Origin of the sequence: Litoreibacter roseus (assembly GCF_009811795.1) — a bacterium.
Lineage (GTDB): Bacteria > Pseudomonadota > Alphaproteobacteria > Rhodobacterales > Rhodobacteraceae > Litoreibacter > Litoreibacter roseus.
In genome coordinates this window covers 353,845-374,871 of the sequence record NZ_BLJE01000003.1, presented here as the reverse complement: position 1 = coordinate 374,871, position 21,027 = coordinate 353,845, and the positions used below count along the sequence as shown (strand labels likewise).

Annotated in this window: 21 protein-coding genes and 1 pseudogene; 1 reads left to right on the top strand and 21 read right to left on the bottom strand. The window is 58.8% G+C overall.

The window, feature by feature from the left end:
* Positions 1–54: 54 nt before the first annotated feature.
* The 7 genes and pseudogenes from KIN_RS15715 to KIN_RS15690 all read right to left on the bottom strand — a co-directional run bounded on the left by KIN_RS15715 (position 55) and on the right by KIN_RS15690 (position 6,417).
* Complete coding sequence (locus tag KIN_RS15715; RefSeq protein ID WP_159808768.1) at positions 55–1,041, bottom strand: 2-dehydropantoate 2-reductase; 987 nt, start codon at positions 1,039–1,041, stop codon at positions 55–57.
* The gene (locus KIN_RS15710; protein ID WP_159808766.1) at positions 1,038–2,678 is read right to left on the bottom strand and encodes an FAD-binding dehydrogenase; all 1,641 of its coding nucleotides are present in this window, start codon (positions 2,676–2,678) and stop codon (positions 1,038–1,040) included. Before KIN_RS15710 ends, KIN_RS15715 begins: the two co-directional genes overlap by 4 nt.
* A 1-nt stretch (position 2,679) precedes the next feature.
* Positions 2,680–3,552, bottom strand: coding sequence for a bile acid:sodium symporter family protein (locus KIN_RS15705; protein ID WP_159808764.1), 873 nt, complete (start codon positions 3,550–3,552; stop codon positions 2,680–2,682).
* A gap of 116 nt (positions 3,553–3,668) precedes the next feature.
* Positions 3,669–3,869 (bottom strand): TRAP transporter large permease subunit, encoded by a 201-nt coding sequence (locus KIN_RS22705; RefSeq protein ID WP_373281669.1) that lies wholly within the window; start codon positions 3,867–3,869, stop codon positions 3,669–3,671.
* A 120-nt stretch (positions 3,870–3,989) separates the two neighbouring features.
* A pseudogene (locus tag KIN_RS22700) lies at positions 3,990–4,710 on the bottom strand (TRAP transporter large permease); the annotation flags it as partial.
* 73 nt (positions 4,711–4,783) lie between these two features.
* Positions 4,784–5,320, bottom strand: coding sequence for a TRAP transporter small permease (locus KIN_RS15695; RefSeq protein ID WP_159808762.1), 537 nt, complete (start codon positions 5,318–5,320; stop codon positions 4,784–4,786).
* Between the two features lie 86 nt (positions 5,321–5,406).
* Positions 5,407–6,417, bottom strand: coding sequence for a TRAP transporter substrate-binding protein (locus KIN_RS15690; RefSeq protein WP_159808760.1), 1,011 nt, complete (start codon positions 6,415–6,417; stop codon positions 5,407–5,409).
* A 155-nt stretch (positions 6,418–6,572) separates the two neighbouring features.
* Here KIN_RS15690 and KIN_RS15685 point away from each other — a divergent pair, with 155 nt between their 5' ends.
* On the top strand, positions 6,573–7,085 hold the full coding sequence (locus KIN_RS15685; protein WP_159808758.1) for a redoxin domain-containing protein: 513 nt from the start codon (positions 6,573–6,575) through the stop codon (positions 7,083–7,085).
* A 36-nt stretch (positions 7,086–7,121) separates the two neighbouring features.
* Here the strand turns inward: KIN_RS15685 and KIN_RS15680 are convergent, their stop codons facing one another.
* The 14 genes from KIN_RS15680 to KIN_RS15615 form a co-directional block, all read right to left on the bottom strand.
* A complete protein-coding gene (locus tag KIN_RS15680) occupies positions 7,122–7,976 on the bottom strand; it encodes a penicillin-binding transpeptidase domain-containing protein (protein WP_159808756.1) in 855 nt (284 codons plus the stop codon).
* Between the two features lie 124 nt (positions 7,977–8,100).
* Positions 8,101–9,084, bottom strand: coding sequence for a polysaccharide deacetylase family protein (locus KIN_RS15675; RefSeq protein WP_159808754.1), 984 nt, complete (start codon positions 9,082–9,084; stop codon positions 8,101–8,103).
* Between the two features lie 255 nt (positions 9,085–9,339).
* Complete coding sequence (locus KIN_RS15670; protein ID WP_159808752.1) at positions 9,340–9,501, bottom strand: hypothetical protein; 162 nt, start codon at positions 9,499–9,501, stop codon at positions 9,340–9,342.
* Between the two features lie 218 nt (positions 9,502–9,719).
* Positions 9,720–10,997: an amidohydrolase family protein gene (locus KIN_RS15665; protein WP_159808750.1), complete on the bottom strand. Its 1,278-nt coding sequence runs from the start codon at positions 10,995–10,997 to the stop codon at positions 9,720–9,722.
* Positions 10,997–11,941 carry an ABC transporter permease gene (locus tag KIN_RS15660; RefSeq protein ID WP_159808748.1) on the bottom strand — a complete coding sequence of 315 codons (945 nt, stop codon included), beginning with the start codon at positions 11,939–11,941 and terminating at the stop codon, positions 10,997–10,999. Before KIN_RS15660 ends, KIN_RS15665 begins: the two co-directional genes overlap by 1 nt.
* 3 nt (positions 11,942–11,944) lie before the next feature.
* A complete protein-coding gene (locus tag KIN_RS15655) occupies positions 11,945–12,994 on the bottom strand; it encodes an ABC transporter permease (RefSeq protein ID WP_159808746.1) in 1,050 nt (349 codons plus the stop codon).
* Positions 12,984–14,525, bottom strand: coding sequence for an ABC transporter ATP-binding protein (locus KIN_RS15650; protein WP_159808744.1), 1,542 nt, complete (start codon positions 14,523–14,525; stop codon positions 12,984–12,986). Before KIN_RS15650 ends, KIN_RS15655 begins: the two co-directional genes overlap by 11 nt.
* A 6-nt stretch (positions 14,526–14,531) precedes the next feature.
* Complete coding sequence (locus tag KIN_RS15645) at positions 14,532–15,554, bottom strand: BMP family protein (protein ID WP_159808742.1); 1,023 nt, start codon at positions 15,552–15,554, stop codon at positions 14,532–14,534.
* A 180-nt stretch (positions 15,555–15,734) separates the two neighbouring features.
* On the bottom strand, positions 15,735–16,301 hold the full coding sequence (locus tag KIN_RS15640; RefSeq protein ID WP_159808740.1) for a PqiC family protein: 567 nt from the start codon (positions 16,299–16,301) through the stop codon (positions 15,735–15,737).
* Complete coding sequence (locus KIN_RS15635) at positions 16,302–18,395, bottom strand: PqiB family protein (protein ID WP_159808738.1); 2,094 nt, start codon at positions 18,393–18,395, stop codon at positions 16,302–16,304.
* The gene (locus KIN_RS15630) at positions 18,370–18,981 is read right to left on the bottom strand and encodes a paraquat-inducible protein A (protein WP_159808736.1); all 612 of its coding nucleotides are present in this window, start codon (positions 18,979–18,981) and stop codon (positions 18,370–18,372) included. The genes KIN_RS15635 and KIN_RS15630 overlap by 26 nt, the downstream gene beginning before the upstream one ends.
* A complete protein-coding gene (locus KIN_RS15625; RefSeq protein WP_159808734.1) occupies positions 18,978–19,607 on the bottom strand; it encodes a paraquat-inducible protein A in 630 nt (209 codons plus the stop codon). Before KIN_RS15625 ends, KIN_RS15630 begins: the two co-directional genes overlap by 4 nt.
* A gap of 102 nt (positions 19,608–19,709) precedes the next feature.
* Positions 19,710–20,378 (bottom strand): DNA-3-methyladenine glycosylase I, encoded by a 669-nt coding sequence (locus KIN_RS15620; protein ID WP_159808732.1) that lies wholly within the window; start codon positions 20,376–20,378, stop codon positions 19,710–19,712.
* A gap of 199 nt (positions 20,379–20,577) precedes the next feature.
* A complete protein-coding gene (locus tag KIN_RS15615; protein WP_159808730.1) occupies positions 20,578–20,982 on the bottom strand; it encodes a hypothetical protein in 405 nt (134 codons plus the stop codon).
* Positions 20,983–21,027 lie beyond the last annotated feature (45 nt).

Sequence of the window (21,027 nt, the reverse complement as noted above, 5' to 3'; positions counted from 1 at the left end):
GTTTGTTTCTAATCTCGGGAAAAAACTTGTTATGCCGCAGGGTCGCCTAGGCGATTATTGCAGCAGCTGACCGGCGGATAAGTTCAGATCTACGCGATCCTCAGCCGCAAAAGCGGAATTCACCAATTGGCAGATCTTTGTGTTGACCGGCGCATGCAACCCGTGTTCAGCCGCCCGGTCCACAATAAAGCCGTTGAGCCACGCGATCTCCGACGGGCGACCCGCATGATAGTCGGCCACCATGGAACTGCGCGCTGCCGGGTCAATGCGCAACATCGCATTGGCAACACGAGAGAAAAGAATGTCCGGCAACCGTAAGAGTGAGGGCAAAAGCTTGGGATGCACCTTGCCTACACGTTCAAGCCGCACGCCGTCAGCGCGGGCGACGGCGATCCCCTCGGACATCGCAACAGACAGTACGCGGCGCCATTGGCGATCCTGAAGCTGCGTCTTCAAACCGATCCCGGACAGAAGGTTGAGGGCGTTGTTCAGGTTCATCAAAAGCTTCGTCCATTGGATGCCTTCGATGTTGGGATTCGTTGCTGCATGGATTTCGGTGGGCTGGAAAGTCTTCACAAGATCAGCGCCCGTCTCGCCAAGAACAACTTCGCCTTCCGTTACCTGGGAAAACGAACCGGCCGGCGACTGGATGACATTGAAGCCGAACATGCCCGCCGTGACCCGTTCGGCCCCAAGGGCCCCTGCCAAGGTTGTCGCATTGGTCACGCCGTTTTGCAGACTGATCACGCGTGCGTTCTGTGGGGCGCAGGCCGTGATAGCGCGGGCGGCATCTTTGGTGTCACCCGATTTCACGCAGACCAGTACGGTTGAGGCCTGCGCCAAGGCTCCCGGCTCTGTGGCCCGTGTCACGTGCATGGCGGGAACGGCCATCGGTTGACCGCCTAGGGCGCACACAGTGAAGTTGCCTTCAAGCGGTGCCATCGCTTTGGCGCGTCCGATCAGGGTCACAGGAGTCCCAGATGCGGCCAGCATTCCCCCGACAAAGCAGCCGATCGCGCCCGCACCGAAAACAACAATCATCCCGCCGCGCGCCCGACCCGCCGCCCGGAATGAATGCAGCCACCCAGAAAAGTTCCTTCCAACGCATTGTTGCCGTGGTATCCGCCACCGCCAAATCCCGAAGCCTCCCCGGCCGCGTAGAGCCCTGCGATGGTAGCCCCGCCGGGTGCGAAAACACGTCCGTCCAGATCGGTGTGAAGCCCGCCTAAGGTTTTTCGCGTTACGACATGCAATTTGACCGCGATCAGCGGCCCGTTTGCCGCATCAAGGATCTTGTGGGGCTTCGCGGTTCGGATCAAACGGTCCCCAAGATAGTTGCGCGCCGTTCGAATAGCCGAGACCTGCGCGTCCTTGGTAAAGCTATGATCGATCTGGGCGTCGCGTGCCTCTATCTGGGTCTTTAAGCGATGCGGATCTATCAGGTTGCCGCCCAACTGGTTCATACCCGCAACCATTGCGTCGAAATCCTTCGCAACAACGAAATCCTCCCCTTTCTCTTTGAAGGCTTCAACTGCAGGCGTGGCCCCTTTGCCCAACCGGGATTTCAGGACCTCACCCCATTTGGCGCTCGTCAGATCAGGGTTCTGTTCCGAGCCGGATAGGGCAAACTCTTTCTCGATAATCTTCTGGGTCAGCACAAACCACGTATGATCATGGCCGCGCCTGCAGATTTCTCGCAATGTGGACAGTGTGTCGAACCCCGGCAGGCACGGCGCAGGCAGACGGTCCCCAGTCGCATCAAACCACAGCGAGGACGGTCCAGGCAGAATGCGAATACCGTGATGCGGCCAGATCGGATCCCAGTTCTGCACGCCCTCGCAGTAATGCCACATGCGGTCGGTGTTGATCAGTTCCGCCCCGGCAGTGCCCGCGATGTCCAGCATCAACCCGTCGACATGATCCGGGACGCCTGACACCATTTTGGCTGGCAAGGATCCGTATTTCTCATCGGGCCAGTTGCGCCTCACCAAATCAAAATTTCCGCCGATCCCGCCCGATGTCACGACCACCTGATCCGCGCGAATATCGAATGTGTCGATCACATCCCGGTTTGTTTTGGCACCCCGGACCGCATCGTCTGGGGCAAGCACTTCACCGGTGACGCCGGTAACCGCACCGGCCGTGATTTCGAGTCCCGTCACGCGGTGACGGAATCCGAACGTGATCTTTCCCTGCTCCTCCGCTGCCAACACGTCATCAACGAAAGGCTTCAACACACCCGGCCCTGTGCCCCACGTGATGTGAAACCGCGGTACAGAGTTTCCGTGTCCGCTCGCATGTGACCCCCCGCGCTCGGCCCAGCCAACCACAGGAAACCAGCGCATCCCTTTTTTGTGCAACCAACTGCGCATCTCACCGGATGCAAACTCGAGGTAGGCCTCGGCCCAGGCCCGCGGCCAATGATCTTCGGGACGGTCGAACTGTGCCGATCCAAACCAATCGCCAGAGGCCAAAGCAGGGGTATCGCGCACACGCATCCGCCGCTGTTCGGGCGTGTCGATCATGAAAAGCCCGCCCAGGGACCAGAACGCCTGACCGCCCAGGTTCTGGCGACCTTCCTGATCCAAAATGGTAACGGTCTTGTCGCGCCGGACCAATTCGCTTGCGGCGACCAGACCAGCGAGACCCGCGCCGATGATGACGACATCGCTCTGCATATCAGGCCACCCCTTTCAATCTGTAGCGCATCGCAAAGACCGCGGGCAGAGCGCCCAGATACATCAGCACGCCGTAGATTGCGGCAGGCAAGGCAATGGCGGGCAAGACCTCGGCCCCGCCGGTCAAGAGACCCGCCAACGTGATCCCAAGCGTCGAATTCTGAATGCCGGTTTCGATCGAAATGGCCGCCCGGTCCCTTGGGGGCAAACCGAGACCTTTTGCAACGATCCAACCCAAGGCCAGCAAGGACACGACCATAGCGCACGTGATCCCGCCGAGTGTCGCAAGATTGTCCATCAAGACGTCCCAAGACGCCGCTAGTGCGCCAATGACGACGAGCACGAAAAGCAACGCCGCAAGGGCAGACACCGACCGTTCAATCCGGTCCGCCAACGCGGGGGCCAGCTTTCGGAAAACCATGCCCAACATGACGGGGACGGCGGTGATCGCAAACATCACCAGCGCAAGCCCGGTTATGCTTACCGAAAGCGCGCCCTCGTCCAGAAACACTGAGGCCCAGAACACCACGAGCGCCGGAACCGTGACCACGGACAGCAAACTGATCAGGCCTGTGAGCGAAATGGAAAGCGCCAGCGTGCCACCCGCCAGCTTCGTCAGCATGTTCGAGGTCACACCGCCGGGGCATACCGAGAGGATCATGACACCAAAGGCCAGTTCGCCGGATAAACCGAACGCCTTGACGAACCCGAACGCCACGACCGGCAGCAAAATCACCTGAGCGCACAGACCTGCGATTAGCGCACGACCTTGGCGAAACACTCGGACGAAGTCCGCGACCGTCAACCCAAGCCCCAACGAAAACATGATAATCGCAAGCGATATCGGCAAAAACACCGAAATAAGCAAATCCATCCAGACCTCCCTCAGCCCATGACCTTCCCAACCGCCATCCTTGCGGGAACAGCGAGGTTGTCAAATGAAGTCGGTCGCCCCGGAAAACTCCGTTACGTCGCGCGAACGCTTGGATGTCAGTCGAGAAGCGATGGAAGTGTCAGCGACACTGCAGGCACATAGGTCACCAGCATCAAGGCCCCGAAGATCGCCAGATGAAACGGCCAGATCGTTTTAAGCGCGTCTTCGATCGGAACCTTGCCGACGGCGCAGCCCACAAACAGGCAGGTTCCCACCGTTGGCGTACAGAGACCCAACCCGAGGTTCATCAGCATCATGATGCCAAACTGCGTCGGATCCATACCCAGAGACTTCGCAATCGGCAGGAAGATCGGCGCAACCGATGAGGATCATGACCATGGCTGTTGTCCGGACAGAGGTCTGGATCGCAAGTTTGAACGCTGGCCAGTCAAGGGATCTGTAGACAAGCCCCGTCAGGACCAGCGCATAGATCGCTCCGAACGCCCCGGACCGGTGACGGTGAAGACGCCAGACAACACCGCCGACGATGATGACGGCGGTGATGAAACCGGGCAGCGCCGCGACCGCGGACACCAGAACCGCGCGCCATCCGGGAAACGCCTCGGACGGGTAGTTGTGTTTGACGGCCAGCACATAGGCGGCAATCGCGAGGCATACGCACATCAAGATACCCGGCACGACTCCCGCCAGAAACAGCTTGGAAATCGAGATGCCCCCGCCTGCCGCCATCGAGAAGATGATCATGTTATGGCTGGGTGGAATAACGACACCTGCGATGGACGACGTAGCGGTCACATTCACCGCGTAGTCCGGGCGGTAACCCTTTTCCTTCATCACCGGGATCAGCAACGACCCAAGCGCCGAGATATCGGCAATCGCAGAACCTGATATGCCGCCGAACAGCATGCTGGAGAAGATGTTCACAGAAGCAAGGCCGCCGCGGACATGCCCCACCAACGTGGACGCGAACCGAACCAACGGCCGCGCGATTCCGCCGCGCAGCATCAATTCGCCTGCGAAGATGAAAAACGGGATCGCGAGCAGTGAGAAGACCGAGATGCCCGAAATGATCCGCTGGAACGTAATCAGAAGGGGGAAGCCCTCATAGGCGAATATCAGCGTCGCAGAAATCCCCATTGCAAAAGCCACCGGCATGCCGACGGCGATGCATAGGCCGAACACCCCAAGGAGAATTGTCAGGCCCATCCGGTCAGTCGCCTATGCCAGAACGCGGTGCAATACCGGCATCCTCACTGGCTTCTTTCCGCTCTAGTCGACCCAGCACACGTGCGGCAGCGAAAAGACAGATCAGTGCACCGCAGATCGCGACCGGAAGGGTTCGGACAGACTCAGGCACCTGCAGCATTGGAAGCTTCGTGTCCCAGCCAAATGCCATCAATTCCAGACAGGCAAAGAACATGACGACACCGAATGCACAAACTGCCAGATCGACCGCCAACCGCAAGACCCACTGCACCTTTGCCGGCATCGCCTGACAGATGAAGCTGACCTTGAGATGAGTGTTCTCCCGCACCCCGGCCGCGGCACCCAGAAACACGATGTAGCAAATGAGAACGAGCGACAGTTGCTCGACCCACGTGGGCGTGTTGTTCAGCACATAGCGGCCGAACACCAGCCATCCGAATGCGGCGAGCATGAAGGCCATGAGACAACTTCCGACAAAAATACACAGACCGCTCAACCCGTTCAGTGCCGTACTGAGCCATCCGCAAATTTTGCGTGTCATCGCATGTCACCTGCCGCCTGCAAATCTGCCTCAGTGCAAAACCGGACTGCCGGACAGACCGTCAGCCCGAAAGTCATTCTACCTTGTCAGTCCGCTTCGCGGATGAGGTCCACCAATTCGGTCAGGTCAGGGTTCTCATCTAGGAATTTATCATAGACCGAAGACATCGCATCCTGAAACGGCGCCTTGTCGGCGATCGTATTCACGACGGTTCCGCCTGCTTTCACAGCATCCATGCTTTGCGTTTCGCGCGCACGCCAGAGTTCGCGCTGGTATTCCGCGCTGGCTTTGCCCGCCGCCTTCACAATCGCCTGATCATCTGCAGACAGGGTGTCCCATGTCTTTTTGCTCATGCAGAGGCATTCGGGAATGATCAAATGCTCCGAAAGCGAATAGTACTTGGCGACCTCGAAATGGTTGGTCGACTCGTACGAGGGCGGGTTGTTTTCCGCTCCATCGACCACACCGGTTTTGAGGGATTGGAACACCTCGGCAAACGCCATCGGGGTTGCATTGCCCCCCATGCTTTCGATCATGACAACGAAGAGATCATTGTTCATCACCCGAACCTTCATGCCCCCGAGATCGGCAGGTGTGTTGATCGGCTTGATAGAATTGTAGAACGACCGGGCGCCAGCATCATACCAACCAAGCGCAACCAAGCCCTTGTTCTGGAGATCTCCATCAATCGCAGCACCGGCTTCACCATCCATAAGGCGGTACATCTGATCCATGCTTTTGAAGATGAACTGCAGGGAGACAACGTTGGTCTCCGGCACCACCTGCCCCATCGGACCAAGGCTGAACACACCAAAATCTATCGCGCCGAGGCGCACCTGTTCGATGGCATCGGGCTGCGATCCCAACACGCCGCCATGAAATATCTTGCCGCCAACACGTCCGTCTGCCTGTTGGCTCACGTCTTTCAGAAATTGTTCCACCCCATGCGAGACCGGGTAATCCTCAACGTGGATATTCCATCCCCGCATGCTGTCTTTCGCCACCGCAGGCCCCACGCTGGACAATGCCAGAACTCCGGATGCCATCACGGCGGTGCCTAGGCCGATGGCCCTGCACGTTTTCAAAACACTTCTCATTTCTCCTCCCAACGGTCCGATCGGACCTGTCCTGTGCCAGCAGCTTTCTCGGATGAGCGGTTCGTTGACAGCACTGGGACGCGAACATACCAGTTGGATGGAGCAAAGAGTTTCAGCGACGCCTTGCAGCGCTGACCAGCAGGAAAGATTGTCCGATGACCAAACCGGAAGCAGGCGGGCCGGTGCCGCATCTCACGTTTCCGAAACTTGGCGGGGGCGAGATCGCAATCGGCGGTGCGCGAGACAGATGGACGCTGTTTGTCGTCTATCGCGGCAAACACTGCGGCAGGTGCAAGAGATACCTGACGGGTTTGGAGAAAATGAAGTCCGACTGGGAAAATGCTGGCTTCGAGATCGCCGTCGTCTCGGCAGACCCGAAAGGAAAGGCACAAGCGGACAAAGACGCATTTGGTTGGAGCTTCGACATCGGGTTCGACCTGTCCGAGGCGCAGATGCAGGATCTCGGTCTTTATATTTCAGACCCTCTGTCACCGGACGAGACAGATCGCAGGTTTGCCGAGCCCGGTGTGTTTTGCATTCGTCCCGACGGGACCTATCAGATCGTGGCCCTGTCAAACGGGCCGTCCGCGCGCCCTGATTTGACGGAATTGCTGGATGGCATGATCTTCACAATCGAAAACGACAAACCAGCACGCGGAACGGCGTAGGCACCATTCTGATCAGATCAGCCTTTCGCGCGTGGATCAGCCGCCAGCCGCAGGGGCGATATCGAGCGCATCTAGAACGAACCGCACTGTACTCACCCGCAGCCGCACATAGTCGGAACTTGGCATATCCATATTAAGCGCGAATGCATATCGGTCCCCTGCCCGGTCCACCCAGCCAACATACCATCCAATGTCCATACCGGTCTCATCGTAGTGCCAACCAGTCTTGGCGTAGAGCGTCCAATCCGCCCCGTTGTCCGCCATCATGATCTCGAGCGCCTTCGCGTAGGTTTGATTGGAAAGCGGCAGGCTTTGCTCGGCCAGCTTACTCAGGAAGTCGATCTGTTCGGACGCCGAAATCTCAAGTGGTCCTCGAAGCCAATAGGTCGTGAGGTTCTCATCGCTGCCTATATCGTGATTGCCGTAGTCAAACCGCGTGATCCAAGCAGCCATGGTCTGGTGCCCGATTTGACGCGCGAAGTGCTGATAGGCCCAAACGGCGGAATTGCGATATGCACTTGGGAGCGTTTGATCCTTGTTCCAACTGTCCAACCATCGCCTCTTTCCATCCCATTCGATGATTGTGTCGGTATCCACCACACCTATTTCCAGCGCGATCAGCGTGTGCGGAATTTTTGAGGTCGATGCCGGAATGAAGCGTGTCGTCGCGCGGCCCACATTACTGATCCAATGTCGCCCGTCCGACAAACGCACAACCACCATGGTCGAGGTCTCCGGATCAACCCCTGCTTCCGCGACAAGCGCCGAGATATCTCGCATCTCGGCGCGTGCCACATGCGGCAGAAGCGTCGCGAGGGCAGTCACGAGGAGCCAGTTCAGCGCGGTCCATGTCTGACGGCAGCTGGTCGCTTGGGAAACGGTGGCGGTCATAAGTATCTCCGGTAAAACATTCATATTTCAGCCGCGCGGACTGGTAAGCGCGCAAAAACCAGCCGCGATCCAGAGCGGGCGCCGATCAAACACCCAGTCGTCCGGATCGCAGTACCCTTCGTGATCATCCAGGCGGAATGAGGCCGCGTTCCGCAAAGAGCGCACGAAGGTATTCTTCTCCCGAGACTGGGGCGACAAGATCCGCGGGGGACTTCCCGCTTAGATGGGCCAATGCCGCGACACGGCCCTGACCATTGAATTCTGTGTCCGGTATCATCGAGGCGATGTCGTCTTCATAGGCATCCGGCGCGGGTATGATCGACCAGCCATCGGCCCGCAGCGCCGCCACCAGATCATCAACAAAGAGCGCGGCAAGATCGTTTTCATTGAGCAACAACACATGCCGTGGCGAACGGCCCAAGATCTCTTGGGCGATGCTGTTATAGAAAGTAACGGCATCCATCAGTACCTCGACATAGGTTTCGCGTAGCACATCAATATTCATAGGGTGCTTTGCCGCAATGGCTTCTCCAACCAATGCCTGAAGATACCAGTCGTGATTGTCGATGGTCACATATCCATTCGCCAGATTGCGGGCCTTCAGGCCGTCCCGCACCGCAAGACGCTTTTGGCGCGTATCGCCTTCGTCCAGATAGGGGTAACGGAAGTAGGGCAAAACGCCCTCGAACGCATCAAGCTTGCCAGCGGCGGTGTCGACATCCGCGAGATAGTCTTCCGGCGTTGAAGACCTGAGCCACGGGTGATTGTGGGAATGATTGGCAATATGGTGCCCCGCAGCAAGATACGCATTCAGTCTGGCCTTGCCCGCAGGCGCTTCGTCTAAATGTTTGGTGGTCACGAAGAATAGCGCACCTTCGACCCGCGCCGCTTCCAATGCGTTGATCAATGTCTGCGTCCGGGCCGAGCCGCTCATCAGCGGACCGTCCCCACGCGGCGCATCGTCAAACGTCAAAGCGATCTCTTTGCGCCACTCGATCAGCGATTGCGCTTCGGCTTCATCGGAAAAGAAGATGACCGCAAAGAGGAAACCTGCTGCCGCCGCCAGTATCTTCTGTTGAAGATTTAAAGAAAGGCTACCTGTTAACACGTCTCATGCTCCAATTGAGTGGGAATAAGATGGGGTCATCCATCGACCGCGAAAACCGAGATATGGACACTGAAAATCAGGATAAACCAGCGCAGCCAGTATAAAGCCTGATCATAATGGGTGCGAACGCGCGGCGGGCTTTGCTGAGTTGGGATCTGTGTTTAGAGAAGGATCAGAGGGACAATGCCGAATGCAAAGGTCAGGCTCAAGACCTTGCCGATCGATTCTGCCGCTGGCGACAAATCCGCCCCGCGCTCACATGCCACGAAGTTCAGCATATGGGGGCACGGAGGTCAGAAAAAGGATCATCGCCAGCACATAGGAGGCCCGCATATCTTTCGGACCCAATTTCAGTACGCTCACGCACAGAAAAAGCGCGAGCACGCAGCGAATGGCTGAAACAGTATCCGCGAGCATCTCGCGGGTCCCGGCAATTGAGATGGCACGTCTATTGCACGTCGGATCTGTTCGACTTTGATCCAGATCTTGTCGCCAATAAAAAAGAGACGCCGCCGAGCGCAGCCCAAAAGGGTGCCATATTCGTTTGCGTAGACCCGCGGTTAAGGGTCACAAGATTTAAGTGGCGTCGGACTGCGGACCCGGCGACGAGCTGCCGTGGTTAGCAAACCTAGATATCAAGAGATGCAGTGACGCCTGCGAATGCGGTCGGGACGGCCTTTCAGTGTCAGGGCGGCATCTCCGCGCGGCGACCTGCTGATGATCCGCCCGTTCGCGATCACACAGAGCCGGTTCGCCCTAAGCCTTAGCGCCTCGATCGGATCGCCTGCATCCAAAATGGCCAGGGATGCTTTTGCGCCGATCTTCAGCCCGTAGTCGCTCAGACCCAGTGTTTTGGCGTTGTCGACCGTCACCATATCAAAGCATTTCCGCATCTCGTCCGGGCTTGTCATCTGTGCCACGTGCAACCCCATGAAGGCGACATCCAGCATATCGCCCGTCCCGAGGGAATACCAAGGGTCAAGCACGCAATCCTGCCCCCAGCCTACATTGATCCCCATCGCCAGCATCTCTTTCACGCGGGTCAGCCCGCGCCGTTTTGGATAGGTGTCGTGGCGCCCCTGCAGAACGATGTTGATCAACGGATTGGGGATGGCCGAAATCTCGGCCTCCGCGATCAGCGGCAACAGCTTCGACACGTAGTAATTGTCCATCGAATGCATAGAGGTCAGATGCGAGCCCGCGACCCGGCCCTGCAGTCCCAGACGTTGAGTCTCATAGGCCAGCGTCTCGATGTGGCGCGACAGGGGATCATCAGTCTCATCGCAATGCATGTCGACCTGCAAACCCCGGTTTGCGGCGATCTCACACAGTTCTTTGACCGAGGCGGCGCCATCGGCCATGGTCCGTTCGAAATGCGGGATACCGCCGACCACATCGACGCCCATATCAAGGGCGCGGATCGTATTCTCCCGAGCAGTTGGGTCTCGATAGAAACCGTCCTGCGGAAAGGCCACCAGCTGTAAATCAATGTAGTCTTTCACGGTGTCGCGGACCGCCAGCAACGCCTCAACCCCCAAAAGACGATCATCACAAGTGTCCACGTGGCTGCGGATCGCCAACAGCCCCAAGCTTGCGGCCCAGTCGCAATAGTCAAGCGCCCGCGCGACGACGTCCTCCTGCGTCATAATCTGCTTCAACTCACCCCACAGCCCGATGCCTTCAAGTAAAGTCCCTGACGCGTTGATCCGCGGCAGGCCATAGGACAGCGTTGCATCCATGTGAAAATGCGGATCGACAAAAGGCGGGCTGACCAGATCGCCGGTCGCATCGATGGTCTCACCTGCTTCGGCATCGTTCAGGATCTCGATTGCGGTGATCCGTCCTGCCGCTATGCCGATATCCGTAACAGTCCCATCCGGAAGCGTGCCGCCTTTCACAATGAGATCAAACATCAGCGTTCTCCTTTGTTGAAAGGCACCATCAGCGCTGCGGGCACCTCGGCCCTGCGTGACATGACGACAAGCGCGAGGATCGATAGAATGTAGGGCATCATCAGGAAGATTTGGTACGGAACGTCGGCGCCAAGGCTTGTTTGCTGCATCCGGATTTGCAACGCATCAAATGCCGCGAACAGAACAGCCCCCAATAGGGCTTTGCCCGGCCTCCAAGATCCGAAGACCACCAACGCGATACAAATCCATCCGCGCCCGTTGACCATTTCGAAAAAGAAGCTGTCAAAAGCCGACATCGTCAGAAATGCGCCCCCCATTGCCATGAACCCGCTGCCCACTGTGACGGCCCCCATGCGGATCGCAGTCACGGAAAGTCCTTGGGCTGCGACAGCCGCCGGATTTTCCCCCGCGGCGCGGACGGCAAGACCCAGCGGCGTGCGGTAAAGTACAAGGCTGACCACAAGCACCAAGCCGAAAGCGAGATAGGTCAGCGGTGTCTGCGAGAAAAGCGCGGGGCCGATGCCCGGAATGTCGGACAAAAACGGGATCTCGAACGGTTGGAATGCCTCGATCTTGGGCGGGCTCGTGACCTCGGGCAGCGCGAGCCGATATGCGTAATAAGTGCCCGACGTGGCAAGCAGGGTGACACCCAGACCGACCACGTGTTGCGATAGGCCAAAAGGCACCGTTAGCACGCTGTGCAGCAAACCGAATGACATCCCTACACACATTGCGACGCCTACACCGGTCCACAATCCCGTGCCCGAATAGACTGCCATCCAGCCCGCGAAGGCCCCGGAGACCATGATCCCCTCGATCCCAAGGTTGAGCACCCCTGCCCGTTCACAGATCAACTCCCCCAACGTGCCGAGGATCAGCGGGCTGGCAATCCGGATCGCGGCGGCCCAGAAACTGACGGACATGAGAATTTCAAAAATCTCCATGGCCTACCCCCGCACGATCCGGAACCGCATCAGCAGGATGGCCAGAACCATCAGCAACAGCGCCGTGGCCAGCATGATATCTGCCAGATAGGTGGGCACGCCTGCTGCCCGGCTCATACTGTCGGCACCCACGAATATCCCGGCGACAAACAGCGCCGCAAACACCACTCCGATCGGATGAAGCAACGCCAGCATCGCCACGATGATCCCGGTGTATCCAAAACCCGGCGATAGATCGAGCGTCAGGCTACCCTTCACCCCGGCGACCTCTGAAAATCCGGCAAGCGCAGCCAGACCACCGGACAAAAGGGCCGTTTTGATCAGTACGCGATTGACCGGGATACCGGCGAAGGCTGCGGCATTCTTGTTCAATCCGACCGCGCGCATCTCATAGCCCAGCGTGCTGCGCGACTGGATGATCCAGACTGCACCGGCCGAGATCAACGCCAGTCCAAATCCCCAATGCAGGCGCAGCCCGTCGACCATGCGCGGTAGGCGGGCCTCGGGCAGCAACCGTGCTGATTTGGGCCAGCCCATACCCATCGGATCCTTCAGAGGCCCTTCCAGAAGCATCGAAATGAACAGAAGAAAGATGAAGTTGAAAAGCAATGTCGTGACGACCTCATCTACACCGAACCGGGTTTTCAGGACCGCTGGCACCAGCAGAAGACAAGCCCCGGCCAGTACTGCGAGAACCGCAAGCAGCGGGAGCAACGCCAATGATGGCCACTGCAAGACCCCCGTTCCAAGCACCACCGTGACGAGCGCCCCGGCATAAAGCTGTGCCTCCGCGCCGATGTTCCAAAACTTCGCCCGGAACGCCACAGCGACGGCCAGCCCGGTGAAGATAAGCGGCGTGGCGCGGTTCAAGGTCTCGAGGATCGCGAATTGCGATCCGAACGCCCCTTGCAAGATAAGCCCAAGAACTGAGAACGGATTGGCCCCCGCCAGCATCGCAAGACCGGATGCGATCACGACAGTCACGGACAACGCGATCAGCGGGGGCAGCAGTCTGCGCGGCCATGTCTGATCTTCGATGGCTTCAAGACGCATGGGGCATATCCTCGTCGAAGCCCTGCCCGGCCATCCAGATGCCAAGCTCGGTCGGGCTCATCTGGCCACGCGCAAAGGCAGGAGACAGCCGCCCGCCTGCGATTACATGGATAACATCCGACAGCGCCATGACCTCGTCCAAGTCCTCGGATATCAGCAGCACCGCAGCCCCCCGATCCCGCGCTGCAAGGAGCTGTTCATGCACATAGGTGACCGCACCGATGTCGAGACCCCGCACCGGCTGGTTGGCCAGAATGATCTGCGGGTTGGTTTCCAACACCCGTCCCAAGATCAGTTTCTGCATATTGCCCCCAGACAAAAGCCTGATCCGCGTGTCAGGTCCGGGACACCGCACGTCATATTTGTCGATGACGTCTTGGGCAAACTCCCGTGAAGCGCGCCAACTGAGCCAGCCGCCCTTGCTGAAAGGGTGCGACGCATAGCGTTCCAGAATAGCGTTCTCGGTCAGGTCGAAATCCGCGATGGTTCCAACCTTGTGTCGATCCTCTGGGATGCGGGCGATCCCGTTCCTGATCGCCTCTTGCGGGCTCCATCGACGCGGCACCACATCGTTCACATCTATGCGGCCCTCAGAAGGCCCCCGCATCCCGCCTATCAAATCGGCCAGCGCGGCCTGCCCATTTCCCGATACCCCCGCAAGGCCCGTGATCTGGCCGGCTCGAAGCGACAGGGAAACCGATTTGAGACCCGGCGCGTTTCCTACGTCGGGCGTTGTGACCTTGTGCAGCTCCAGCAAGGTCGCACCGGGTGTCGCCGCCACCACGTCGGTTGCGGGTATGTCCCCGCCCATCATCATGGAGGCAAGGGCTGCCCTGTCGGTCTGATCCGTCTGCACTTCACCCACCAGTTTACCGTGACGCAAGACAACAACCCGATCCGAGATTGCCATCACCTCATGCAGTTTGTGAGAGATGAAGATCACAGACAGTTCGTTTTCCACCGCCGTCTTCAGCGTCGCGAACAAATCGTCGGCTTCCTGAGGCGTCAAAACGGCTGTCGGCTCGTCAAGGATCAGAATGCGCACATCCCGGTAAAGCGCCTTAAGAATTTCGACGCGCTGGCGTTCGCCAACGGTCAGATCCCCGACACGCGCATTGGGCGAAACTGCCAAATGAAACCGTTCGGATAACGCCTCAATACGCGACCGCGCGGCAGACTTGTCCAGCATCGGGCGAAACAGAGGCTGGACGCCCAGCGTGATGTTTTCCTGAACGGTCATGTTGTCGGCCAGCGTGAAATGCTGATGCACCATGCCCACACCGGCATCCAGCGCCGCGCGGGAATTTCCGGGCGGCAGCGTCTGGCCGAACACTTCGACAGTTCCGCTGTCGGCCATGTACTGGCCGAAGAGGATGTTCATCAACGTGGTCTTGCCTGCGCCGTTCTCGCCCAGAAGGGCCAGAACTTCACCGGCGCCAAGCGAGAAGCTGACGCGGTCATTTGCCGTCAGCGTCCCGAAGCGTTTGGTAATGGCGTTGAGACGAAGAACCGTCCCAGTGTCCTTGCCCATGGCGAGCTAGGACGATTTCGGCTCTTCGTCGTTGATCTCGACCGTGAACGCGCCGGATTTGATCTCCGCCGTGCGCTGTTCGACCAATTCCATAGCCGCTGCAGGCACCTTTCCTTCGAACGTCCCCAAGGGCGCCAGCGATGTGCCGCCCTCGTTCATGAACGAGTAGACGCCGTAGTCAGCTGCCGTAAACGTACCGGCGGCGACTTCCGCGATGGCTTTGTCCAATGTTGGCTCAAAGTGCCAGATCGCTGAAGCGACAACGGTGTCAGGATAGTCGGCCTGTGTATCAATGACGTTCCCGATCGCCAAAATGCCTTTTTCCTGCGCCGCGTCGGATACGCCAAACCGCTCGGCATAAAGAACGTCCGCGCCGTTCTCGATCATCGCAAATGCAGTTTCCTTGGCTTTCGGCGGATCGAACCAGCTGCCGATGAAGCTGACCTGAAACGTGATGTCTGGGTTCATTTCCCGCGCGCCCGCCATAAAGGCGTGCATAAGCCGGTTGACCTCAGGGATAGGGAAGCCACCGACCATGCCGATATTGCCAGCCTCCGTCATCGCGCCCGCAATGATGCCGGACAGATAAGACGCATCCTGAATGTAGTTGTCGAACACCGCAAAATTCGGCAGCGCGGGGTCTTCCTTGAAGCTGGAGCCCATCAGGAACGCCACATCCGGGTAGTCCGCCGCCACTTCGCGGGCTTCCTGCTCGGCGCCGAACACCTCGCCGATGATCAGTTTGTTGCCCTGCTCGGCGTATTCGCGCAGCACGCGGGCGTAATCCGTGTTGCTGACATTTTCCGAGAACGTATAAGCAATATCGCCCCGATCTTGCGCCGTCAGCGCGGCCTTGTGAATGCGGCTGACCCATTGCTGTTCCACCGGAACCGTATAAATGCCGGCCGTTTTGATTGGATCAGCAGCCGCGACACGGGACGTGCCGATCAGCAGTGATGTGGCCGCAGTCGTGGCCATGAAATGACGGCGTGTGAGTTGAGTGTGGCGTTTGTTTTTCTGGATTTGCATCCGAACGATCCCCCTGTCGCTTGGTTTTTTTTGAAAGTAGCAACCAATCCGACACCAAGGTCAAGCCCGCGCATGGACTGCCTGCACCCGCGGCCCATCCACAAAACAGCAAACGGCCAAACCGCCGAATTTATAGTCAGCCGCGAAAAATGTGGGGGCGTCGAACCACCGCAAATGGGATTAGCGCAGGGCGCGCTTGGCCATCTCTTCCGACAATTGCCGCCATGCGCGGGCGTGGGCATCGGCAATCGACTGATAGCTGGCGGCATTCACGCTTTCCGTAATCGCGAAGGGTGTGACTGTCTCGCGGATCGCGCGGTCTGGCGCCGCGACCGCGTACTGCCCTACGAAATCAAGCCGCCCATCGGCAGACACGAGCATGGTCGCGATCCGTACTGTCAGTTCGACCTGTGCGGGATCGGCCAGCGGCCAGGGATCTGCCGCGACCCTGGCGCCGGTGATTTGGGACAGGTTCGTCACCAAGGACTGGACCAAGGCACTTTCGGGATCTTCCGCCCACAAGATATCCGTGCTCGACCGAATGGCCCCATCGACGCCGCGGACGCTGATCTCTTCGGACGCGGCATAGCTGGGCAATGTGACCTCAATGATCTCAACCGTGGAAACCCGGGCGCTGGCGCGTACCTCTGACGGTGTCGCGTCCGGCAGATAACGCGCCGTGCCCGGCCCAAAACCGCATCCCGCCAGTGTAAGGGCGCCTAGCAAGAGAGCAAATCGGGTCTGCATCTATCGTCCAATCAAAAGAGAATTCGGGTTGCGTTCAATGGCACGTGCGAGAGACGAGACCGCCTCCGCGGCCTCCTGCACCTCGCGTAGCGTCGCGAGGGTGTCATCGTTGAAACGAGACCGCCCGCCATAGGCGGCGGCCAGCGCGTTTAGGCTGGCAAGTGTCTGATTCAACTGGCTGGAGAGCGCAGGCAAATCTGCGGCCGCCTGCGAGATCGCTGCAGCCGCCTGATCGGCATTCGCCAGCGTGGTGTTTAGGTTGGAAACGGCATCGCCTTCGCGCAAAGCGGCAAGGACCTGTCGCACCTCTTCCAGCGCCCCGGATAGGGCAACGGGCACGTCCTTGGCCTCGTCCGCGCCAAAAAACGCGTCGGCGGTCTGGACGAAATCGGTGGCGCTTGCGACGAGGGCGTCCAGCGGAAGCGCGTCGGCCTTAGCCACCAGATCAGACAAGCCTTGCGTCAAGTCAGGCAGACGGGTGGACGTATCTTCGAGCCCCGATGCAATCTGGTCGGCCCGTTCGAGCGCGCTTACCAAGTTTTCGACCGCCTGACTGTTTGCAACGTCACCCACGATCTTTTGGATGTCCGCGCTGGTTCGGCGTAAATCACCGACGGCCAGCCGCAAATCGTCTGACGCGATAATGGCGCGCGTGTCATCCAAGAGGGCGACGGTTCGGTCCGGCAAGGTCTGCATAGCCTCCGCCCCGACGACGCGATTCACGTTGTCCAGAAGCGCGATCACGCTTTCCAGCATCTCTTCGACAGGCAGCGCATTGATCCGTTCAAATACCCCTTCGGCGCTGGCCGCAAAGCTGCTCGTCTGTGCAGGCGCGTCGGGCAAAATAGGCGTCCCGTCCTCATCGCGCCTCAGCACCACCGTGTTCATATCGGGCAGCTCGGCGAGCTCAATCACCAGATTGCCACCCAGCAACCCATCGCTTGCCACCCGCGCCCGCAACCCTTCGGCGACACGGGCGGATAGAAATTCGATGATCTGCGCATCGTCTGTTCCCGGTGGAAGACCCAGCTTATTTGGCCGCAGGGACAGCGTCGTGCGAAGCCGCACATCACTTACCTGCTCGTCATCCTCAACAATCACCGAAAGATTTTCGACCTCGCCCACCCGAATGCCCCGGTATCGCACGGTCGCACCTTCGCTCAGGCCCGCGACCGAGCCTTCAAAGAAAGTCACAGCCTGAAATGTCCGCTCGGCAGCATCTTCAAACAGGCTGTCGCGGGCGGTTGCCTCGTCGGGGAAAAGCTCGAACACGTGCCCCGGACTGACCGGTGTGCCACCTGCGAGCATCGTTTGGAAACTAACGCCGCCCTGAATGAGGGAGGCCAGCCGATCCACGTCCAGCGTCACACCCCCCGTCCCAAGGCTGAGAGAAAACCCGGATACATCCCAGAACCGGGTGGAGCTTGTGATGCGACTGTCATGGGGCTCCGAGATGAACGCGGGCACTGTGATCGTGTTTCCGCTTGCCGACAGACGCGGGCGCCCGACGCGCCCCACTTCGATGCCGCGTAAAAGAATGGGCGCCCCTTCGACAAGCTCTACATCCTCACGGGCGCGCAACATGATCCGCAGGCCAGCTTCGCTGGGTCGGATCAATGGCGCACTTTCAAGACCGGCAAACCGTTCCTGCGGATTGCCCGTGCTGGCATCCCACGTGCCCTCAATATAGACACCGGACAAGACAGTTCCCAAGCCGCTTACGCCCTGGGTTGTCACCTCGGGCTTCACGATCCAGAACTGCGCGCCGCCATCAATGAAAGGCGCAATCTGCTTGCCGACCCGGACCGAGATGATGACTTCGCTCAGATCATCAGAAAACTTAGCATCCTCAACCACGCCGACCGAAACGTCGCGGTATCGCAACTGCGTCTGCCCAACCTCGACACCATCCGCGCTGGAAAACGCAATTTCGATAAGCGGTCCGCGGCTCTGATAGTTCTGCCACGCAATGCCAAGCGCAATGACAACAGCCAAAAGAGGCAAGAGCCAGACCCGGGATAGACGCGGGCGCGGGCGATCCTCGATCTTCAGGTCGGCCAGATCTTTTTCAGGTTCCAGCGGAGGTCTCCTCAACCCTGTCCCAGATATCGCGTGTATCGAAACTTTGCGCAGACACCATGGTGAACACAACGGACAACGCAAAGCAAACCGCGGCGATCCCGGGATTGATCGTTGCGATCAGATCGAATTGCACCAGCGCCGCGAGGATCGCAACGACGAACACGTCAATCATGGACCAGCGACCAATGAATTCAACGACCTCGTGCAGATGCAACAGACTGTGCGGGTTTTGCATCCGGCGCGGAATGCAGAAGGCAAGATACCCGATGGCGATGAATTTCCCGACGGGAACCAGAATACTGGCCACGAAGACAATCAATGCGACACCGTAGGAGCCGTGTTCGACCAGATCGATGATCCCGCCCATGATGGTACTTTCCTGCCGGTCGCCCACTGTCGAGGTGATCAGCATCGGATAAGTGTTCGCGGGAACGTAGGCGATCAAACCCACCGCCATCCATGCCCAGACATGCTGGAGGCTGCGGGGGGTTCTGCTGTCAATCCGGGAGCCGCATCTGACGCACCGGGTCTGGCCTTGGGAATTGGCGCGACCACAGGATTGACAGCCCACGAGCCCTGCGGCGCGCGCCGTGATCATGCCCCCGCCCGATCAAGCAGCGACCAAAGCGAATACCGGCACATCAGCGTGTCCTTCAGCGCCACGACCAGAACAATCGCCGCGAAGGACCAGAACGCTGGCCCCACACTCAGCGTCGCAAGGCTGGAGAGTTTCACAAGCGCGACAGCCACCCCCACCATGAAAATCTCGGCCATAGCCCAGGGCCGCAAACGCTCTGCAAGGGCAAAGCTGACCTTAGCGTAGGGCAACGCAGATCTGCCGAAAAACAGCGGCAAGAACGCGTAAATCAGCGCCAGAAGCCGTGTCAGCGGCAGCACCACAATCGAAACGGCAACAGCAAAAGAGAGAGGCAGCATAATGCCTTCGGAAAACGTCATGACCGTATCAAAGACCGAGGCGCGGCTGACGAACTGACCCGATTGCAGCTGCAGGAACGGCGTGAAGACGACGACAGTCATGAGAACCGCTGCAGTCAGGGCCAATGCAAGGACCTGACCAATGGCGCGCGGGCGCGATACCAGCAGCACCGTCCCGCATCTGGCACATTTGGCCCGCGCCGCGACGGAGAGCGTGGCTTTGCGATGCAGAAGATCGCATTTTGAGCAGACGATCAAATCCTCCAGATCGACTGGTAACGATGCCATATGATTTGCTCGCGTGACTGTGCTGGTCGGAAAAGGATAACGCGCAGCGCTTGAGGGCGCTATGGCAAAGACACCCGATCAGCTTTCTATATACCGCACCGGTCAGCCACAGCTCGTGGCAAGAACCCGGCTGATTGCCTTGAGAGAGCGATCCGATTGACCGCTCCATGTGTTGACTGCGTTTTGGACCGCCGCTAGGGCGGCCTTCGACGTGGGCGGCTTGTCGATGACACCCTCGGCAATCAACCGCGCGGTGACGTCTTTTGACAGGATGTAGCCATCGGCACCCATGAACCGCAGAAAGTATTGCCCGGTGGTTCCGCCAAGGCGGGTTCCGTCTTTTTTGAGACGCTCCAGCAACCCGGAGAACTCGGCCTGAGGCCAGTTGCCGATGAAGGCGCCGAAGCTGCCATGTTCTTTCGCGACGTCCTGAATGAAAACGGCGTTTTGCTGAACAGATTGGATCTTTTGAGGATAGCGGACGATGGAGGTGTCCTTGCATAGCTCGTCGAAGCGGTCCTCGCTCATCAGCGCGTTTCGACCAATGTCAAACTGCGCGAAGGCCGCCTCAAACCCCGGCCACATGCGATCGACGACTTTCCAGTTGAACCCGGCTTGGAAGATCGCACGGGTCATTCCCGCCAGCCAACGGTCATCCGGGACTAACGCCAACTCTGCGGGGGGTTTCGGCGGTTCGAACCCGTCAAAGATGCTGACCTCGTCACCTTTGCGGCCCACACTGATTGCGAGAATTTCATCAAATGTCCGCATAGCAACCAACCTCTCGTATCACGCGGATAGCCACAGGGCGCAGCCCAACGCACCCTCGCCAAGCTAATGCAGTGCGTGTCGGTTTGAAATGTCCAATGCTGAGACAGCGTCGGTTCACCAATGCACCACGCGGATCCGATAAATGATCTCTTCGGCGAATAAAGCAGTCTTATCTCACTGTCGAAGAAGCGGCAGCTTCTCAATACATAGCGGTGTTGAGCGTGATAGTGACGGACGATCCCTTCTCAACCTGTGCGCTGCCACGCGCAAGCAGCCAACCGTCTTCCCGCTCCAAACGTGCAATGATCTGTAGCGTCGGCGATGCGGCAGAGCTTTCCGGCAAGGGAACGGAAAAAACTATCGCTTGCTCTCCGCCATCGCTTTTGATCAGCGTTGATGTGACGCTGTGCTTCGGGGTGGTGTCCGGAATTGCCGGGTCATCGATGTAAATCGCGATCTGACCTTCCGGTATCTTTGCACCGCCCTCGAAATTGACTGTCCCGCGAAGATTGCTTGGCTGAGCCATAGCCTGTGCCGCAACCGCCAGAGCGGCAACAGCCCCGGCGGCCAGAACGATTTTCCAACGATTGATGAGATGCTTCATCGCAAACTCTGCCCCTGTCTTCTTTGGTGACGGATGGGGAAAGGT

Bases quoted from the DNA above. Each gene is read 5' to 3' on its own strand.
- KIN_RS15715 (WP_159808768.1), bottom strand. From the start codon at position 1,041: ATGATTGTTGTTTTCGGTGCGGGCGCGATCGGCTGCTTTGTCGGGGGA.
- KIN_RS15710 (WP_159808766.1), bottom strand. From the start codon at position 2,678: ATGCAGAGCGATGTCGTCATCATCGGCGCGGGTCTCGCTGGTCTGGTC.
- KIN_RS15705 (WP_159808764.1), bottom strand. From the start codon at position 3,552: ATGGATTTGCTTATTTCGGTGTTTTTGCCGATATCGCTTGCGATTATC.
- KIN_RS22705 (WP_373281669.1), bottom strand. From the start codon at position 3,869: ATGATGCTGATGAACCTCGGGTTGGGTCTCTGTACGCCAACGGTGGGA.
- KIN_RS15695 (WP_159808762.1), bottom strand. From the start codon at position 5,320: ATGACACGCAAAATTTGCGGATGGCTCAGTACGGCACTGAACGGGTTG.
- KIN_RS15690 (WP_159808760.1), bottom strand. From the start codon at position 6,417: ATGAGAAGTGTTTTGAAAACGTGCAGGGCCATCGGCCTAGGCACCGCC.
- KIN_RS15685 (WP_159808758.1), top strand. From the start codon at position 6,573: ATGACCAAACCGGAAGCAGGCGGGCCGGTGCCGCATCTCACGTTTCCG.
- KIN_RS15680 (WP_159808756.1), bottom strand. From the start codon at position 7,976: ATGACCGCCACCGTTTCCCAAGCGACCAGCTGCCGTCAGACATGGACC.
- KIN_RS15670 (WP_159808752.1), bottom strand. From the start codon at position 9,501: ATGCTCGCGGATACTGTTTCAGCCATTCGCTGCGTGCTCGCGCTTTTT.
- KIN_RS15665 (WP_159808750.1), bottom strand. From the start codon at position 10,997: ATGTTTGATCTCATTGTGAAAGGCGGCACGCTTCCGGATGGGACTGTT.
- KIN_RS15660 (WP_159808748.1), bottom strand. From the start codon at position 11,941: ATGGAGATTTTTGAAATTCTCATGTCCGTCAGTTTCTGGGCCGCCGCG.
- KIN_RS15655 (WP_159808746.1), bottom strand. From the start codon at position 12,994: ATGCGTCTTGAAGCCATCGAAGATCAGACATGGCCGCGCAGACTGCTG.
- KIN_RS15650 (WP_159808744.1), bottom strand. From the start codon at position 14,525: ATGGGCAAGGACACTGGGACGGTTCTTCGTCTCAACGCCATTACCAAA.
- KIN_RS15645 (WP_159808742.1), bottom strand. From the start codon at position 15,554: ATGCAAATCCAGAAAAACAAACGCCACACTCAACTCACACGCCGTCAT.
- KIN_RS15640 (WP_159808740.1), bottom strand. From the start codon at position 16,301: ATGCAGACCCGATTTGCTCTCTTGCTAGGCGCCCTTACACTGGCGGGA.
- KIN_RS15630 (WP_159808736.1), bottom strand. From the start codon at position 18,981: ATGATCACGGCGCGCGCCGCAGGGCTCGTGGGCTGTCAATCCTGTGGT.
- KIN_RS15625 (WP_159808734.1), bottom strand. From the start codon at position 19,607: ATGGCATCGTTACCAGTCGATCTGGAGGATTTGATCGTCTGCTCAAAA.
- KIN_RS15620 (WP_159808732.1), bottom strand. From the start codon at position 20,378: ATGCGGACATTTGATGAAATTCTCGCAATCAGTGTGGGCCGCAAAGGT.
- KIN_RS15615 (WP_159808730.1), bottom strand. From the start codon at position 20,982: ATGAAGCATCTCATCAATCGTTGGAAAATCGTTCTGGCCGCCGGGGCT.